At 71.3% G+C, this 16,382-nt stretch carries 19 protein-coding genes; 7 read left to right on the top strand and 12 right to left on the bottom strand.

Going from position 1 to position 16,382, the window contains the following annotated elements:
• Window positions 1-11 precede the first annotated feature (11 nt).
• Both O3W51_RS01275 and O3W51_RS01270 read left to right on the top strand, forming a co-directional pair.
• Entirely contained in the window at window positions 12-674 is a 663-nt protein-coding gene (locus tag O3W51_RS01275) for a lipopolysaccharide biosynthesis protein (protein ID WP_138351294.1), read from the top strand.
• Window positions 674-1,828, top strand: a complete 1,155-nt coding sequence (locus O3W51_RS01270; RefSeq protein ID WP_138351293.1) for a GNAT family N-acetyltransferase — start codon at window positions 674-676, stop codon at window positions 1,826-1,828. Before O3W51_RS01275 ends, O3W51_RS01270 begins: the two co-directional genes overlap by 1 nt.
• Before the next feature lie 92 nt (window positions 1,829-1,920).
• Here O3W51_RS01270 and O3W51_RS01265 read toward each other — a convergent pair whose 3' ends face one another.
• The 3 genes from O3W51_RS01265 to O3W51_RS48725 all read right to left on the bottom strand — a co-directional run bounded on the left by O3W51_RS01265 (window position 1,921) and on the right by O3W51_RS48725 (window position 5,524).
• Window positions 1,921-2,748 (bottom strand): hypothetical protein, encoded by an 828-nt coding sequence (locus O3W51_RS01265; protein WP_269282997.1) that lies wholly within the window; start codon window positions 2,746-2,748, stop codon window positions 1,921-1,923.
• Window positions 2,749-3,043: 295 nt separating this feature from the next.
• Window positions 3,044-3,454: a rodlin gene (locus O3W51_RS01260; RefSeq protein ID WP_138351292.1), complete on the bottom strand. Its 411-nt coding sequence runs from the start codon at window positions 3,452-3,454 to the stop codon at window positions 3,044-3,046.
• Window positions 3,455-3,604: 150 nt separating this feature from the next.
• Entirely contained in the window at window positions 3,605-5,524 is a 1,920-nt protein-coding gene (locus O3W51_RS48725; RefSeq protein WP_381584648.1) for a glycoside hydrolase family 26 protein, read from the bottom strand.
• Between the two features lie 483 nt (window positions 5,525-6,007).
• Here O3W51_RS48725 and O3W51_RS01250 point away from each other — a divergent pair, with 483 nt between their 5' ends.
• Both O3W51_RS01250 and O3W51_RS01245 read left to right on the top strand, forming a co-directional pair.
• Window positions 6,008-6,493: a tyrosinase family oxidase copper chaperone gene (locus O3W51_RS01250; RefSeq protein ID WP_138351290.1), complete on the top strand. Its 486-nt coding sequence runs from the start codon at window positions 6,008-6,010 to the stop codon at window positions 6,491-6,493.
• 19 nt (window positions 6,494-6,512) lie between these two features.
• On the top strand, window positions 6,513-7,382 hold the full coding sequence (locus O3W51_RS01245) for a tyrosinase family protein (protein WP_138351289.1): 870 nt from the start codon (window positions 6,513-6,515) through the stop codon (window positions 7,380-7,382).
• A 202-nt stretch (window positions 7,383-7,584) separates the two neighbouring features.
• On the opposite strand, the gene O3W51_RS01240 is transcribed toward O3W51_RS01245, so the two are convergent.
• Window positions 7,585-7,836, bottom strand: coding sequence for a chaplin (locus tag O3W51_RS01240; protein WP_138351288.1), 252 nt, complete (start codon window positions 7,834-7,836; stop codon window positions 7,585-7,587).
• Between the two features lie 379 nt (window positions 7,837-8,215).
• Here O3W51_RS01240 and O3W51_RS01235 point away from each other — a divergent pair, with 379 nt between their 5' ends.
• Window positions 8,216-8,719: a DUF5949 family protein gene (locus tag O3W51_RS01235; protein WP_138351287.1), complete on the top strand. Its 504-nt coding sequence runs from the start codon at window positions 8,216-8,218 to the stop codon at window positions 8,717-8,719.
• Between the two features lie 76 nt (window positions 8,720-8,795).
• Here O3W51_RS01235 and O3W51_RS01230 read toward each other — a convergent pair whose 3' ends face one another.
• Window positions 8,796-9,689, bottom strand: a complete 894-nt coding sequence (locus O3W51_RS01230) for a SigB/SigF/SigG family RNA polymerase sigma factor (protein ID WP_381584643.1) — start codon at window positions 9,687-9,689, stop codon at window positions 8,796-8,798.
• A 162-nt stretch (window positions 9,690-9,851) separates the two neighbouring features.
• Between O3W51_RS01230 and O3W51_RS01225 the strand changes: the two genes are divergently transcribed.
• Window positions 9,852-10,964: a PD40 domain-containing protein gene (locus O3W51_RS01225; RefSeq protein ID WP_198357278.1), complete on the top strand. Its 1,113-nt coding sequence runs from the start codon at window positions 9,852-9,854 to the stop codon at window positions 10,962-10,964.
• Here the strand turns inward: O3W51_RS01225 and O3W51_RS01220 are convergent.
• A complete protein-coding gene (locus tag O3W51_RS01220) occupies window positions 10,952-11,563 on the bottom strand; it encodes a hypothetical protein (protein ID WP_269282987.1) in 612 nt (203 codons plus the stop codon). The genes O3W51_RS01225 and O3W51_RS01220 overlap by 13 nt on opposite strands.
• Before the next feature lie 202 nt (window positions 11,564-11,765).
• Window positions 11,766-12,167 (bottom strand): DUF6344 domain-containing protein, encoded by a 402-nt coding sequence (locus tag O3W51_RS01215; protein WP_269282984.1) that lies wholly within the window; start codon window positions 12,165-12,167, stop codon window positions 11,766-11,768.
• Between the two features lie 218 nt (window positions 12,168-12,385).
• Between O3W51_RS01215 and O3W51_RS01210 the strand changes: the two genes are divergently transcribed.
• A complete protein-coding gene (locus tag O3W51_RS01210) occupies window positions 12,386-13,540 on the top strand; it encodes a magnesium and cobalt transport protein CorA (RefSeq protein ID WP_138351283.1) in 1,155 nt (384 codons plus the stop codon).
• Window positions 13,541-13,556: 16 nt separating this feature from the next.
• On the opposite strand, the gene crcB is transcribed toward O3W51_RS01210, so the two are convergent.
• The 5 genes from crcB to O3W51_RS01185 are packed head-to-tail and all read right to left on the bottom strand — an operon-like array spanning window position 13,557 to window position 16,362.
• Entirely contained in the window at window positions 13,557-13,931 is a 375-nt protein-coding gene (gene crcB / locus O3W51_RS01205) for a fluoride efflux transporter CrcB (RefSeq protein ID WP_138351282.1), read from the bottom strand.
• On the bottom strand, window positions 13,928-14,410 hold the full coding sequence (locus O3W51_RS01200) for a fluoride efflux transporter FluC (protein WP_138351281.1): 483 nt from the start codon (window positions 14,408-14,410) through the stop codon (window positions 13,928-13,930). The genes crcB and O3W51_RS01200 overlap by 4 nt, the downstream gene beginning before the upstream one ends.
• Before the next feature lie 40 nt (window positions 14,411-14,450).
• On the bottom strand, window positions 14,451-15,161 hold the full coding sequence (locus tag O3W51_RS01195; protein ID WP_138351280.1) for a hypothetical protein: 711 nt from the start codon (window positions 15,159-15,161) through the stop codon (window positions 14,451-14,453).
• Between the two features lie 23 nt (window positions 15,162-15,184).
• Entirely contained in the window at window positions 15,185-15,706 is a 522-nt protein-coding gene (locus tag O3W51_RS01190; RefSeq protein ID WP_381584739.1) for a hypothetical protein, read from the bottom strand.
• Between the two features lie 41 nt (window positions 15,707-15,747).
• On the bottom strand, window positions 15,748-16,362 hold the full coding sequence (locus tag O3W51_RS01185) for a hypothetical protein (protein WP_138351278.1): 615 nt from the start codon (window positions 16,360-16,362) through the stop codon (window positions 15,748-15,750).
• Window positions 16,363-16,382 lie beyond the last annotated feature (20 nt).

The raw sequence follows: 16,382 nt of genomic DNA, 5'->3' as shown, positions 1-16,382 counted from the left end.
AGAGCGATCCCATGGACGAGACCCCCACCCACGCCCCCGGCGCGCCGACCCGGCTGCGGGACGCGTCGCGGCGGCTGCCGCGCTGGTGGCCGCTGCCGCTGTGCATCGGCATCGGGCTGGCCGGCGGCCTGGGCTACGGCCTGGCCACCCCGCCGCAGTACTCCGCGACCAGCTACGTCATCGTCGTGCCGCAGCACTCCGACCCGGCCACCGCCCTCGGGTTCGCACAGGCCTACGGCCGCGTCATCACCGGTTCCACGGTGCTGGCCGACGCGCAGGAGGACGCGGGCGTACCTCTCGCGCGGCTGCGCGAGAACGTGCAGGTGGCCACCTCGCCCGACGCGCCGATGATCGCGATCACCGGCACCGGGTCCCGCGCCCGCGACGCCTCGGACATCGCGAACGCCGTGGCGAACTCCCTGACGGCCACCGGCAACCGGAACGCCGCCAACACCGGGGTGCGGTTGCTGATGTTCTCCCCGGCCGCCGTCCCCGCCGCGGCCGCGTCGCCCTCGACGGCGCTGTCCGGCGCCGTCGGCGCCAGCGCCGGCGGCCTGGTCGGCGCGCTGGTCCTACTGGTCCGGCCCGGCAACCGCGGCCGCCGGGCGGCCGCGCACGCCGCTGTTCCCGCCCCGGCCCACGGCAGCCGTCCGCCGGTCAAGGAAATGGCGTGATGACCGGGGGCGACACCGCAGCCGTCCGCTCGGTGACGATGTGCCGCGACCCGCTGCAGTTCGCCGCGCTGCGCGAGGAGTGGGGACGCCTGCACCGGCACTGCCGGACCGCCACCCCGTTCCAGAGCCACTCCTGGCTGCACTCCTGGTGGACGTCGTACGGGCGGCCCCGCCGGTTGCGGGTGCTGCTCGTCCGGCAGGACGGGGAGCTCATCGGCGCCGCCCCGCTGATGCTCACCCACCGGCCGCTGCCCGTCCTGGTGCCGCTGGGCGGCAGCATCACCGACTTCTCCGACGTGCTGCTCGACGACAACGCCACCGACGCCGCCGTCACCGCGATGGCCACCGGACTGCGCCGCGCGGCCCGCGGCGCGCTGATCGACCTGCGCGAGGTACGGCCGGGCGCCGCCGCCGAACGGCTCCACGAGTGCTGGCAGGGACCGAAGCGGCGGCTGGCGGACTCCGTCTGCATGGAGCTGCCCGGTGTCCCGCTGGCCGAGCTGATCACCCGGATGTCCACCTCCCGCGGCCAGCGCACCCGGGCCTACGTACGCAAACTCGACGCCCTGGGCATCGAGGAGCGCGTCGTCCCCGAGCACGAGGTGCCCACGGCCGTCGAGAACCTGCTGCGCCTCCACATCCTGCAGTGGGAGGGACGCGGGGTGACCCCGGAGCACGCCAGGCCGCGCTTCGCCGCGCACCTCAAGCGGGCCGGGCAGCACATGGTGGCCGGCGGCGACGCCGTCATCACCGAGTACCGGCTGGACGGCGAAGTGCTGGCGGCGGACCTCAAGATGCTCTCCCCGCAACTGGTCGGCGGCTATCTCTTCGGCGCCGACCCCCGGCTGCGCGCCACCAAGGCCGATCTCACCACCATGCTGATCAGGAACGGCGCCGGTCACGCCACCGCATCGGGCGGCGGCGGAGCGCTGAGCCTGCTGCGCGGCAACGAGGCGAACAAGCTGCCCTGGTGCCCCGACCTCGTGGCCAACCAGCGGCTGCTGATGACGTCGCCGCTGTTCGCGCCCGCCCTCCGGCTCCAGGTCGCACGGGCCGCACTCCGGGACCGGGCGGCCGCGGCGGTGCGCCGCTATCTGCCGGTGGTGCGCAGCTGGCGGTCGCGGCTGAACACCTGGCGGGCGAAGCGGGTCTGAGGCGCCCTTCCGCCGGCACCCGCCCCGGAAAAGACCACGACCTGCGGCGCGCGTCCATCCGCGTGCCGCAGGTCGTCGGGGTCCTGAACGCGTCAGCCGGGGAGGTCGTTGAGCGGCAGCGGCGGGAGCGGGACCGGGAGGGTCGGCAGCGCCGGGAGCTTCGGCAGGCCGGGCAGGTCCGGCGCCGGCAGCGCACCGCCGAGGACCGTGGCGACCAGGAAGTTGACCAGGCCGGTGACGGTCGCGAGCGCGCTGGTCAGGACACCCGCCACGTCACCCGACGTGGCCGCCTTCAGCAGGTTGTCGACGGCCGTCTGCAGACCGGCCAGCGCGTCACCCGCGACGTCGGCCGCACGCGGTGCGGAGCGGTCCGCAGCACTGACGCCGTGCATCGACACACCGGGCAGCGCCGGAACTCCGGGCAGCGCGGGGGTGGCTGGCAGCGCGGGGGTGGCTGGCAGCGCGGGGGTGGCTGGCAGCGCGGGGGTGGCCGGCACGGCCGGCACGGCAGGCGCGGCGGGAACCGCAGGAACGGCTGGGGCGGCCGGAGCGGCGGGGACGGCGGGCGCTGCGGGCGCGGCCGGGACAGCCGGCGCCGCGGGGACCTTGGCCGCGGCGATCGCGGCCTTGACCGCGTCGGCGTGCTTCGTGGCGTCCTCCGCCGACAGCTTGTTGCCGGGGGCCGCGAGCACGGCCTTGACCAGGTCCGTCACCGGCGTCAGGACGGCGCCGACATTGCCGAGGGCTGTGACCTGGGCGAGTAGTGCGGCGGGATCAGGAGCCGCCGGGGCGGTGCGACCGGTGAAGGTACCGGTGGGAGCGACGTCGGGGGACGCGAATGCCGTTCCGGCAGTGCCGAATGCGAGTGCGCCGACGAGGGCGGTGGAGACGATCACGCCGGTCGTCCGGTGGGTGCGCATGAAGATGTTTTCCCTTCGCTGAACAGACGGGTGTACTCCACAACCGTCGAAAGCGAACGGCGGCCCCGCAACCTGTCAACTACCGGCACCCGGCGTGTCGCGCTCCCCCTCCGGCCGGGACCGGCCGTGAACAGCCCCTGGACACAGTGCATTCGGCGTCCGGGGCCGCCGCGAAGGGATTGTCGGCGGCCACGTGAGCCAACCGGGTGCCCCGGGAAAATCGGAAGCGCCGGAGAACGCGACGGTGGCCGCGTACGGAGTACGCGGCCACCGCCATGCGATGAGGTGTCAGCTGTCAGCCGTTGCCGACGCCGTTGCCCGAGAGCACCGGGATCTGGCTCAGGATGTGCGACAGCGGCTCGTCGCCCTTGATCTGCGAGGAGTTCTCCGTGCACTGCTGGTTCTGCGGCGACGACAGAACGTTGATGTCCTGGGCCGTGATCGGCACGAGGCCGACGAGCGAGCCGATGTTCGCCTTGAGCGGCAGGCCGACACACGGCTTGTTGAGCGTGCCCTGGACGAGGCCGACCTGGGGGCTCATCACACCGTCGGTGTGGGTGTTGCCGTAGCTCTGCTCCGCCCCGTTACCGTTCGTGGTGGAGGCTCCCTCGTCGTTACCGATGGCCAGCGCCTGCGGGGCAGCCATGGCGGAGAGACCGACGATGGAAACGGCAACTGCTGCACTGGCCATGAACTTCTTCAGCACGGTTCGCCCTTCTTGAAACTATGTTCCTGTCATTGAAGCGAACTGATCAACTGCCCATCTCCGGTTTGGTTCCGCGATTTCACTCCACTAGCCCAACCGATTTTCCATGCGTGCGCCCGGCGGCAGGCCGCCGGGCGCGTCGCGTTACGGTCAGCTCTTCTTGGGGGTCTGCCATTCGACGCGGAAGCACAGCTTTCCGGTGCCGAACTGGCGCTTGAATTCGTCTCCCATGTCGAGTGGCAGGCACACCTCGGCGGGCGCCGGGGGTGAACTGAGCGTCGGAGCGGGCTTGAAGGGCCCCACCGGAACCGCCGTGCACACGGGTCCGGCCACCTGGACGACCGGCCCCGGCGTCGCGGGCGACGTCGGCGACGCAGTCGGCGCAGGAGCGGGAGACGTCGGAACAGGAGACGTCGGAACCGGTGCGGGCGACAGGCTGGGGGCGGGGCTGAAGCCGGGATCCGGCGTCGGTGTGCAGGGCGCACCGATCGTCGGGAGGGTCACCGGCACCGGGACCATGACGGTCGGAGCAGGCGCGGGTGCCGTGGCGCCGGTGGCGGCCGGATCGGGACCCGGAGCCGGCAGGGGGGTGAGCGTCGCGGCGGGACTCGGCGCGGGCGCCGGGCTCAGCCCGGGCGCGGGCTCCGGCGCCACCACCGGATCGGCGGTCGGCGGGGCCGCCGGAGCGACCACCGGCGCCGTCGCGTCGGCCGGAACCGGTGCGGCGGACGGGGTCTCCGCCACGGCCGGATCCGGAGTCGCGGCCGGGGTGACGGTCGGGGTCACGGTCGCGGGCGGCGTCACCGTCGCGGGTGGCGTCGTGGCGTCACCCGGCGCGGGGCTCACCGGAACGGTCGGGGACTCCGCCGGGGTCGCGCCGTCCGTCGGCGACGGCGACGGCACGTCCGCGGGCGTGGACGTCAGCGGCACACTCGTTGTCCCGCCCGGCGTCGTTGTCCCGCCCGGCGTCGGCGTCCCGCTCGGCGTAGGCGTGGTCGACGGCGTGGTCGACGGCGTGGGTGCAGGCGTTGTCGTCGGCGTCGGAACAGGGGTCGGTACCGGCGTCGGCGTCGGCTCGACGCGGGCGAAGTTCGTCGACCGGAAGACCTTCGACGACTTGGGGTTGTCCGTGCACTGCCACACGCCGTGCGGACAGTAGTCGGTGAGCGTCTGGTAGACCGGCCGGTGATCGTTGATCCACTGCAGCATCATCCGCATGTAGTCCGCGTTGTCGCCGTTGCGGAAGAGTCCCCACTCCGGATAGGAGATCGCCTTGTTGTGCGCGGCCGCGAAGTCCACCTGCGCCTGGAGACCGAACGGCTCCTCGACCTGGTCGTAGAAGGAGTCGCCCGGCGGCTGGTCGTAGGAGTCCATGCCGATGATGTCCACGGTGGAGTCACCCGGGTAGCACGACGTCCAGCCGATGGCGTCCTGGCCGCGGTTCGGCGTGAAGTCGAACCGGAACCGCTGGCCGGGAACGGCGCGCATCGCCGTCACGATGCGGTTCCAGTACGTCTTCCAGGACTCCGGATCCGGACCGCAGCGGTGGGTGTACGTGGTGCCGTTCATCTCCCAGCCCAGCACGACGACCGTGTCGGGCACACCCAGCGCGACCAGTCGCCGCGCCAGCTCCGTGAAGTGGCTGTCGAACCGGCCCGCCGCGCCGGAGCGCAGCAGCGACCGCACCTGGCTGTCGGAGATGTGCTGCTCGTTGCGCTCCTGCATCGGCACGTTGAGGACGAAGAGCCGGTCCGGCTCCGCCTTCCTCCACTGCGCCCACGGCTGCAGCAGCTCGGGCTCGCCCTCGATGTTGTCCCAGCTCTCGCCGGGGAGATAGGTGTGACCCACCGTGAGATGGGTACCGCCCAGCCACTGCTGCAGATCGGCGATCCGCTGCACACCGTCGGCACCGGAGGACGTGAACGCCCCCATCGGCGTGTATCCGGCGGTCGACGCGGGGCGCAGGGCCCCGGCCGGCCCGGGACCCGGCGGTCCGGCGGCCGGTGACGGCGGTGCCGGATCCGTGGCGTCCGCCGCGACGCGCATGTCGTCGACGGCGGTGTGGGTCATCCCGAGCATGAGCAGGCCGGCGGTGGCCGCTCCGACACATGCACCAGTCAGCCTCTGGCGTCGGTGGGCCATGTTTGCTCCTCCTGCGACGTTACCGACACGGAGCACTTTCTCCGGACGGTAATTCAGAAAGTATGAGCAGCCGGGCGAGCGGGCCTCTTCTGATAGTCCATTAGGAAACGTGCGCCGGTCAGAACCGCCGGTGAATCCGTCGGATCGTCAGATCGGGTGAATACCGGGTCCCTGGTTGACTTCCGCCGCCGTATATCGGATTTACGTTCGTCACGGGTCGGAGGCAAACGCCACCCGCACGAATGGAGTTCTGTACTCCGGCTGCCGGGATGAGCGAGCGCCTCACGCCGGGAGCAGGATGATGGTGCATAGCTGACGGACAGTCGGCGCCGCCCGTCCGGGCGAATGCGGCGCGATACCGCCGCTCCTCACAGGTCCGGCCCTGTCGGCCGATATCGAGGAGAGCTGAGCATGAGCGAAGCCAAGGAAAACGGCGGCGGGAAAGCGTCACCGTCCGCCCACACGCGCCGCCGGGTGCTCCGGGCGGCGTTCACCGCAGCCGTCGCCGTCACCGGCACGACGGCGGTACTGCACCCGATCATCACGGCCGGGGAGTCCGACGCGGGGAAGACCGGGTCCGGCCGGTCCGACGCCGGCAGCGACCGGGCGGGGTCCGCCCCGGCTGCGGCCGCCGGAGCCTTCGACGAGGTCTACCGGGGCCGCCGCATCCAGGGTGTGCCCACCGGCACGGCCGACGCCGCCACGACCGAGGGGTCCCCTGTCGTCATCCTCATCGACGGCCGGCAGCTCCATGTCATGCGGCGCGCGGACGGCACCTACCTGAGTGTGGCCAACCACTACCAGCCGTACGCCACCCCGCTCGACACGGCCCGCGGCGCGGTCGACGTGATCGGCGGAGCCAAGCTGTCGCTCGCCGGCGGCGCCTACCACCACTGACCGCAGAAGGGCCGACACGGTGTACACCCGCCAGAACCAGAAGAACATGACCAGCGCCCAGCGGGCGAAGTTCGTCCGCGCGGTCCTGAAACTCAAGAGCAAGGGCATCTACGACGACTTCGTCCGCATACACGGTCAGTACTACGTCTCCGACGGCGACACCGGGCTCCGGGTCGGCCACATGACGCCCTCGTTCTTCCCGTGGCACCGCCGGCTGATCCTGGAGTTCGAGCGCAAGCTGCAGTCCGTGGACTCCAGCGTCACCCTGCCCTACTGGGACTGGACGCGGGACAACGCGAAGACCTCCTCGATCTGGGCGTCCGACTTCCTGGGCGGTGACGGCCGGCGGTCCGACGGCCAGGTCATGACCGGCCCCTTCGCCTACGTCAACGGCAACTGGCCGATCACCGTCGCCGTCACGGACGAGAAGTATCTGACCCGGCAGTTCGGCCGCCCGGACCGTCCGATCGGGCTGCCCACCAAGGCGGACCTCGACAAGGCGATCGCGGAATCGGTCTACGACACCTCCCCGTGGAACTCCACCGCCACCACCAAGGGCTTCCGCAACAGGATCGAGGGGTGGACGGTCAGCGAGACGCAGGGCGGACTCCTCCACAACCGGGTCCACCAGTGGGTCGGCGGCCATATGACGGGCGCCACCTCGCCCAACGACCCGGTCTTCTGGCTGCACCACGCCTTCATCGACCTCATCTGGCTGCGCTGGCAGCGCAAGTACCCGAAGTCGGGCTATCTGCCGGCCCGGCCGCTGGCCGCCTCCGACCCGCAGCACGGCCGCGTCGTCAGTCTGAACGAGCCCATGCCGCCGTGGAACACGAAGCCGTCCGAGGTCATGAACCTGCAGAACATCTACCGGTACGAGGAGAACTGACCCGCACCCGGACCGGCGGGCGAACGCACGAGTGCGGCCCCCCGCGAAGGCATCGCGGGGGGCCGCACCAGTGGGATGGGGGTGTTCGCCCCGGGCCGCCGGACGGACAGGTGACGGGACGGTCGGTCTGCGTCCCGCCGGCCCGCTGTGCCGGGCCGGTCGTCGTCCGGTCCAGTGGCCCTACAACTGTTGAGAACCGGGACTACCAGCCGCCCGAGACGTTCTCGCAGTGGTTGCCGAACGCCGGGTTCAGGAGACCGATCACGTTGACGGAGTTACCGCAGACGTTGACGGGCACGTGAACGGGGATCTGGGCCTGGTTGCCGGACAGAACGCCGGGGGAACCGACCGCAGCACCCTGGGCACCGGCGTCGGCGGCAGCCATGCCGGCGCCCGCAGCCAGAACGGCACCGGCCGCGGCGGTGATGGCGGCTGCCTTGGCAATACGCGACATCGAAATCTCCTTGATGGTGAAACCCAAACCGCAGGACCTGCGGCATTGACGCCCTGCGCAACGCGTATGTATGCCGCATAGTCACGCAGGTTGAGCCGAACTGGTGAACGTCACCGCCGGTGAGGACGGCCCCGACACCAAAGGCTCCGAAGCTTGGACGCTCCGGAGCCTTCGCGCGGGGGTGATGCGCCCTGTCCAACGACCACGGGCCCCACCGGTCACGGCCGGGGGCGGTGCATCGCACCCCTTCCACGGACATACCGTCGTATCGCATGTGCGATCGACACGACCTCGTTCGGTGGGTTTAGCGGTCAGGACTCGCTCTCTCAGGTGACATGCGGGCCCGGTCGGGCGCGGCCCGCCGTTACAGTCCGTTGCCATGAGTCAGACCAGCACCGCTCCGGACATCACCCGGCAGAGCCAGATGGGCACCCTCGCGGTGATCCCCTGGGCCGGCGAGCACATCGAGGACGAACGGGACATCGCGTTCCTCCTGGCCTACTCCCTCGGCGATGTCGAGGGCGGCCCCGAGGCCGCGGAGGCGGCCATCACCGCGGCGATCGAGGAGGTCGGCCTGCCGATCGGCGGGACCATCCTGGACATCGCCCAGGTGCCCAAGGCCCCCGTGAAGCTCCTCGTCGAGGGCGGCCAGGCCGTCCTGACCATGCCGTACCTGCACGCTGCCTGCCCCGTTCCCGAGCAGTGGGTGGACGCGGCCCGCGACCGCGGCATGGTGTATTTCATGTTCGCCACCCGGCCGTGGCCGGAGGCGGCACCGGGGAAGCCGGTCAGCGAAGAGGTGCTCAAGTCCTTCGTGGGCGACGAGACCATGCTGGCCGGGTCCGCGCACTGCTTCGTCCCGATCGGCTCCCTCCAGGGCTGACCGCCCCGGCCGTCACAGCGCGAAGGTCCCCGCCGGACAGTGCCGGCGGGGACCTTCGTGCTGACGTTCCGACGTGTTACGCCTGGGTGAGCAGCCCGGTACGCAGCCGGGTGAGCGTCCGGGTCAGCAGCCGGGACACATGCATCTGGGAGACCCCGAGCTCGGCGCCGATCTCGGACTGCGTCATCTCCTGGCCGAAGCGCATCCGCAGGATCGCGCGGTCCCGCTCGCCGAGTTCCGCCATCAGCGGCTTGAGAGCCTGCAGGTTCTCCACCGCCTCCATGCCCGGGTCGTCCTCGCCGAGCCGGTCGACGAACGAACTGCCCGCGGCCTCCTCGTTGTTCTCCCCCGCGGGGAGGTCCAGGGAGCCGGCGGTGTAGCCGTTGCTGGCCACCAGCCCCTCGTTCACCTCGGCCGGGGTCAGGTCCAGGTATTCGGCCAGCTCCGCGGTGGTCGGGGAGCGGTCCATCCGCTGGGAGAGCGCGTCCTTGGCCTGCGCCAGCGCGATCCGGCGCTCCTGGAGGCTGCGCGGTACATGGACGGCCCAGCTGGTGTCCCGGAAGAAGCGCTTGATCTCGCCGGTGATGTACGGAATGGCGAACGTGGTGAACTCGACCTCGCGCGACAGGTCGAACCGGTCGATCGCCTTGATCAGGCCGATCGTCCCGACCTGGACGATGTCCTCCATGTCCTCCGACCGGTTGCGGAACCGGCCGGCGGCGAACCGGACCAGGGACAGGTTCAGCTCGATGAGGGTGTTCCGCGCGTACTGGTGGTCGCGCGTCCCCTCCTCCAGGCTCTGCAGGCGGTCGAAGAAGAGCTTCGACAGGGCCCGCGCATCCTTCGGCGCGACCTTGCCCGCCTCCTCGATCCACGGCAGTTCCGTCATCGACGAGGCACAGCCGCCCGTGGCCTGGACATCGACCACAGCTGTGTCGTCCGAGTTCACTAGCGCTGTCATGTTCCTCATCCTCCCAGGAGCAACCGGCAATGGCACCCGCCTACCCGGGTCCATCGGTCCCACACCCATGAATCCCGGAATCGCTGTTGCACGTCCGTGACACCGGTCACACACGTCACGGACGTTGAATCGCCACTCTTCTCCTATCAACGTCCCTGGGGGGAACCGCTCATGTCCGCTCGTACCCGTGGCAGCACCGCCGTCGCCGTCGCTCTCACCGCCACCCTCACCGCCGCCACCGCGGCACTGCTCACCGGCTGCGGCCCGACGTCGGGCGCGCGGGCGGTCACCACTCCGCCGGCCGCCACCAACACCCCGAGCAGTGGCAGTTCCGCCGCTCCGGCCGGCGGTGCGACCCCGTCGGCCGGCACCGCTCCGAGCGCCAGTGCCTCCACCACTCCGGCCGGCGGCTCCACCCCCACGGGCACGCCCACCACGGCGGGCAGCACGCGCGCGCCGGTCCTGAACGGCACGGCGAACAGCAAACTGACCATCAGCGACGGCACCCGGTACGTGGTCATGAACGGCACCAGGGTGGACTTCGGCACCGCCGTCAGGGACCTGGCCTGGTCGCCGGACGGCCGCAAGGCCGCGTTCATCGACGGCGCCGGCAACCTCGCCCTCGCCAACCCGAACGGCACCGGACGCGTCACCGTCGCCCGGAACCCGGGCGGGCAGAACTGGTCGCACCCGACGTGGCAGGTGACGGCGTACGACTCGATTCCGGAGCTGTCCGGGCGGAGCAACATCCTCTTCGCGGTCCGGAAGAGCGGCGTCTCCGAGCTGGACAGCGTCCCCTCCAGCGCCGTCAACGGGACGCCGAAGAAGCTCGGTCTGGGCTGGGAGGCCGGCGACGGGGTGAAGCCCGTCCCGCAGACCGGCAACGTCTGGCCGAGCGCGGGCGGCACCCACGGCAGCGCCGTGTACGCGAACTCCGGCACCGGCGAGGTCTTCATCCGTGACGACTACGTCCGCCAGCAGGGATCCGCGCTCACGCACGGCTCGCAGCCGGCGATGTCGCACTCCGAGCACGAGGAGGTCGTCTTCGTCCGCTCGGTCGGCGGTCACGACCACCTGTTCCTGGAGAACCCGACGGACGCCGGCCCGGTCTTCAAGGACCTGACGCCGTACGCCACCACGGACTACACCGAGCCCGCCTGGGCCCCGGACGGCAGCACCATCGCCGCCAGGACGCCGGCCGGCATCGTCACGCTCTCCACGAAGAGCTCCGCCGCGCCGAAGCTGGTGTCCACCTACACCGGGCTGCCGTCCTACCGCGGCTGATCCCCGGGTGCTCCGGGCCGGTCCCGGGCGGCGAGTTCGGCGCGCAGCTCTTCGAGGTGCGCGTCGGACGTGTCGTGCGGCAGGAACTCGACGATGTCGAGGAAGCGGAACAGCACCTGGGTGCCGGTGACGGCGAACTCGTAGTCGCCGAAGCCCACCACCGCGCCCGTCGCACCCCGTACCGCGCCCCGGACGACATGTCCGGTCAGCTCGTCCGGCTGCTGTGCCGACAGCCCGCGGCGCGCGTTCGGACGGGCCAGGTAGGGGCAGACCATCGAGGCGTAGAGCATGCAGGCGCGGTGCCCCGGGCCCTCCAGGGTGGGGGCGAGATTGCGGTACGGGCGCCCGGCGGCCAGCGCGTCGGCGATCGCGGCGCTCTCCGCGGCACCCACCACACGCCACACCGGTCCTGGTGGCATCAGCGTGTCGCAGACCGAACACCGCCGCATGCGGGCGCAGTCGGCGCTGCGGCCGTAGTCCGTCAGCGCGAACTGCGGCTCGTCCCCGTCCCACGGGGTGATGGCCGGAACGGGATAGCCGCGGAGGTCACGCGGCCTGGCCCGGACGGTCGACGGCATCGGCACTGTCTCGAATCGCACGGGCCATGCCTACCAGGCACGCACCCTCGTCCGGCAGGCCGGGTGGGGCTGGGCTCGGAATATCAAGGTCCTGGGTTCTCCGTCGTGGAGATTCCCGCGCTCCGGAGAGGCGGTCTCGACACGACAAGTGGTGCGGTGGCTCAGGAGGGTCGGTTCGGACGTACGGGTGGAGACGGTCGAACGGTGTCGGTCCTGCGGTGGATCAGGCCGCGCAGGGGAGGCGGTCGAAGCGGTCGTCGTCCGCCGGGACCAGGGCGGGGGCGTCCGCGGCGGGCGTGAGGTGCGTGTCGCCGAGGCCCGCGGCCCGCGTCCGGGAGACGGGTGAGGCACCGTGGGCCTCGGCACGGATGCGCTGCTTGATGGTGGGCGGCAGGGACCGTTCGCCGCGGGGCGCGCTCCCGGCGAAGGCCGCGAGGGGCGACAGCGGGACGGCCGGCGCGGTCCGCTCGGACGCCACGACCTCGCGACGGGCGGCACGGGCCGGGGCGGTGAGCCGCAGCGCGGTGAGGATCCCGGCGAGAACGCCGAGGAGGACGGTCCAGAACTGCGCGACCCTGGTGGTTGCGGCAGTTGCGGCGGTTGCGGTGCTTGCTGTGGTGGCCACGGCCCCTCGCTTTCGATCGGTTGGTCTGCGTATGTCCCTCATCATGTGGACGGGGCACGGCGATCTCGGGATCCGCGCCGCTTTTCGTATGAACACCACTCGGACGGGCCAACGACCCCGCTCCGGGGCCCGCGCCCCGGGCTACCGTGGATCCGCGACGGACCGCCGTAGCGTGATGCCCGTCCGAGCAGATCCGCTCCGCCAGGAAAGAGCCCGCCATGTCGGACCGGCGTCCCCGGGCACTGCGCCCGCACAAGCGAGATCAGCGCAACCAGGCCGCGGACGCGGCCCCCGAGCGCTCCATGGAGCCCCGGCACCCGGCGGACGAGACGGCGGAGGCCGGTCCCGTGGAGAACAGCGTGATCGACGCGGCGCTCTACCGCGACGGCCACCGGATCGACACCCCTGCCACCCTCACCGAGGCCTACCGGAAACTGCCCGACACCCCGGACGCCATGGCCTGGATCGGCCTCTACCGGCCGGCGGAGGACCAGCTGCTGGCCGCGGCGGCCGCGTTCGGACTGCACGAGCTGGCGGTCGAGGACGCCGTCGTCGCCCATCAGCGGCCGAAGCTGGAGCGCTACGGCGACACCCTCTTCGTCGTGCTGCGCGCCGCCCGCTACCTCGACGACGCCGAGGAGGTCGACTTCGGCGAGCTGCACCTCTTCGTCGGCCCGGACTTCGTCCTCACCGTCCGGCACAGCCAGTCGCCCGACCTGTCGACCGTGCGCGCCCGGCTGGAGGCCGATCCCGAGCTGCTGCGGCTGGGGCCCGAGGCGGTGCTCTACGCCGTGCTCGACTCCGTCGTCGACGGGTACGCGCCGGTCATCGCGGGCCTGCAGAACGACATCGACGAGATCGAGACCGAGGTCTTCGGCGGCGACCCGAAGGTCTCCCGCCGTATCTACGAGCTGTCCCGCGAGGTCGTCGAGTTCCAGCGCGCCACCCGCCCGCTGCTCAACATCCTCTCGGCGCTGACCGCCGGATTCGAGAAGTACGGCACCGACGAGGAGCTGCGGCGCTATCTGCGGGACGTCGACGACCACGCCACCACCGTCGTCGAGCGGGTGGACGGCTTCCGGCAGATGATCGCGGACATCCTCGCCGTCAACGCCACCCTGGTCACCCAGGCGCAGAACGAGGAGATGAAGCAGCTCGCCGAAGCCAGCAACGCCCAGAACGACGAGATCAAGAAGATCTCGTCCTGGGCGGCCATCCTCTTCGCCCCGACCCTGATCGGCACGGTCTACGGCATGAACTTCGAGACCATGCCCGAGCTGAAGTGGGTCTTCGGCTACCCGTTCGCCATCGGGCTGATGGGCGTGGTCTGCGTCGGGCTGTACATGGTCTTCAAGCGGCGCAACTGGCTGTGAGGGACGACGCCGCGCTTCATGCCCAGAGCGTCTGGGCGACGGCCACACCGGTGTAGACGGCGCCCAGCCCGGCGGTGATGCTCACCACCACGTTCGCGGCGGCGAAGAACCGGGCCCCGTCCTCGGCCAGCCGCAGCGTCTCGAAGGAGAACGTCGAGTACGTCGTCAGCGCCCCGCACAAGCCGGTGCCCAGCAGCAGCTGCACGGAGGACGAGGCGGCCCCGGCGGTCACCGCGCCGGCGACGATGCCGAGCACCAGGCAGCCGGCCACATTGACGGTGAACGTTCCCCAGGGAAAGGCCGTCTCGTGCCGGGCCTGGACGCAACGGTCGGTCAGATAGCGCAGCGGGGCGCCGACGGCGGCGCCGGCGATGACGAGCAGCCAGTTCACCGCGCCTCACCCCGGACCGCCAGGCGGCGGGTCAGCACGGCGGCGGTCCACACGGCCGCCAGGGCGGCGAGCGCCGTCCCCGCCAGATAGGCCAGACCGGTCCCGGCCTCGCCCTGCTCCAGCAGGTTTCGGATGTCCACGGCGTAGCTGGAGAAGGTGGTGAAGCCGCCCAGCACCCCGGTCCCGAAGAACGGCCGCACCAGCCGGTGCGCGGTCCACACCTCGCTGATCAGCACCATGAACACCCCGATCACGGCGCAGCCGACGGTGTTGACCAGCAGCGTCGTCCAGGGGAAGCCGCCGACGGGCGTGGGCCAGAGCAGCGCGGCGCCGTACCGGGCGCAGGCGCCAGCCGCACCGCCCAGCGAGATCACGCCGAGTACCGACACCTGGTGGCGCACCAGCTCGTCGCGCTGCGCCGGCACGCGCAGATCGACATCGGGGTCGATGGGCTCGTTCACCACTTCGCGACGGGACATCGCGCTCAACGATACCGGCCGGGCCCCGACGGCCTGCCGGTCAGCGGTTGAAGGTGTCGATGTTGCCGATCTTCCAGACACCGTCCTGGTGGACGGCGTCCACGGCGAACATGGCCGCCGCGTAGGTCGTCTCCTCCTTCGGCGCGGTACGGGTGTTCCGCTGGTCCGCGAAGATCAGCACCCGGGCCCGGTCGCCGTCGATCAGCTCCACCCCGCTGTCGGTGACCGTCGTCGTCAGGACGAGCTTCTGCACCGGCGCCTGCTTGCGCACCTGGGCGAGCATGTCCGCGTACTGCTGCACCGCCTTGCCGGTCAGCAGCTTCTTCGCCGCCTGGTCCGTCCGTGCGGTGTCGGCGTAGTTGTAGGAGAAGACCGAGTTCACCGCCTGCGTCACCATGCCCTTGACCTCGCTGGTGCGGGCGGTGTCGGTGAGGGCGGTGTTACGGGTGGCCGCGGTGTCGTGGAGCGTGGCCGCCTCCATAGCGGCCCAGCCGGCGAACCCGCCGAGCAGCACCGTCAGCAGGCCCAGGGCCGCCACGACCCGGTGGAGCACGCTGCCGCCGCGGCCCCGGCCGGGCTTCTTGACCGACGGTTTCTGCGCGGGCTTCCGATCCCGTTTCTGCTTCTGTTCCGGCTTCTGTCCGGGCTTGTCCTGCTCGGGCGCGGGCGGCGGTCCCGGGCGCGTCCGGTTCGCGGGCGGTGCGGCGGCCAGGCGGCGCTGCCGGTTGATGAGGTGGCGGGTCGTCGACATGTACGCGGGTCCTCTCGGGTCCTCTAACCGGCGGCGGACGGCTGCGAAGTGGGGGCGGTCTCCCCGACCGGCGCCTGGCCGAGGGCACTGAGCTTCCAGCCATCAGGCGTACGGGTCAGCTCGCCGAGCAGCCGGCTCTCCTTGGCCGACGGCTGGCTCTTGGGCGCGGTGACCGTGATCCGCAGCGCCACCATCACGCTCGCCTTTCCGGCCCGGACGTCCAGCTCGGTCACCGAGCCGGACAGCACCTTCGCCGTGGTCACCGTCTGCGCCTGCCGCACCTGCTTCTCGAACTCCGCCCTGCCCTGCACCAGTTGGGTGCGCAGGTCCCCGGTGGTCGAGTTCTGCCAGGTGTCGAGGCCCTGGGTCAGGTTCTTGTGGTCGAGGGTGTTCATGTTCTGCACGCCCTGTTGACCGGCGGCCAGCACCTGCTCACGGGTCTGCGCGTACCCGGCGGAGTCGTCGTGCGCCGCCCCGTACCAGGCCCAACCGCCCCAGCCGGCGGCGGCCGCCGCGAGGACGGCCAGCGCGACGGCTGCCACCAGCAGCGGGTTCCACGTCTTCGTACCTGCCATCTGCCTCTCCCCTACCGGGACGTGATGTCGGTGATCTGCCAGTGCCCGTCGTGGAACCGGGCGGTCACCGACAGCTGGGCCGCCGCGGTGGTGGCCTTCTTTCCCTTGCGCTCCGCCGTCTGGTCCAGGAAGACGAGGAGCTGCGCGCTGTCGCCGTCGAGCCGGGTGACCCCGGCCCGCACCACATGGGTGGTGAGTGTCAGCTTCTGCGCGGCCACCTGCTGCTTGACCTGCCCGAACAGCGCCTCGTACTGTCCGGCCGCCGTTCCGGCGAGCAGTTCCCTCGCCGCCAGCTCGGTGGCCTGGGTGTCCTCGGGCGTGTACGAGAAGACCTTGCCGAGGGTGTTGCTGACATCGCCGATGACCCGGCTGGTGGCTCCCGTGTCGGTGAGCGCCGTGTTGGACGTGGCCTCCGGGTCCGTCAGCTGGGAGGTCCGGATCAGCAGTCCGACACCCGTCAGCAGCAGTACGGCGAGCAGCCCGGCGACGATCGCGGCCGCCGGGGTGACGCGACGCCGCAGGCCCGGTGTGGGCGCGTCCTCGGGCTCCTCGACCGCATCCGCCCTCCCGACCGTCTCTTCCGCCTCGTCGGCGGGCTCGGTCCTGGTGTCTTCTGTGGTGCTCACGTTCGCCGCCCTCTCTCCGG

The organism is Streptomyces sp. H39-C1 (assembly GCF_027158125.1).
In the GTDB taxonomy this organism is placed as follows: domain Bacteria; phylum Actinomycetota; class Actinomycetes; order Streptomycetales; family Streptomycetaceae; genus Actinacidiphila; species Actinacidiphila fildesensis.
The sequence above is the reverse complement of the archived record's forward strand: the minus strand, read 5'-3'. Positions and strand labels throughout refer to the sequence as shown.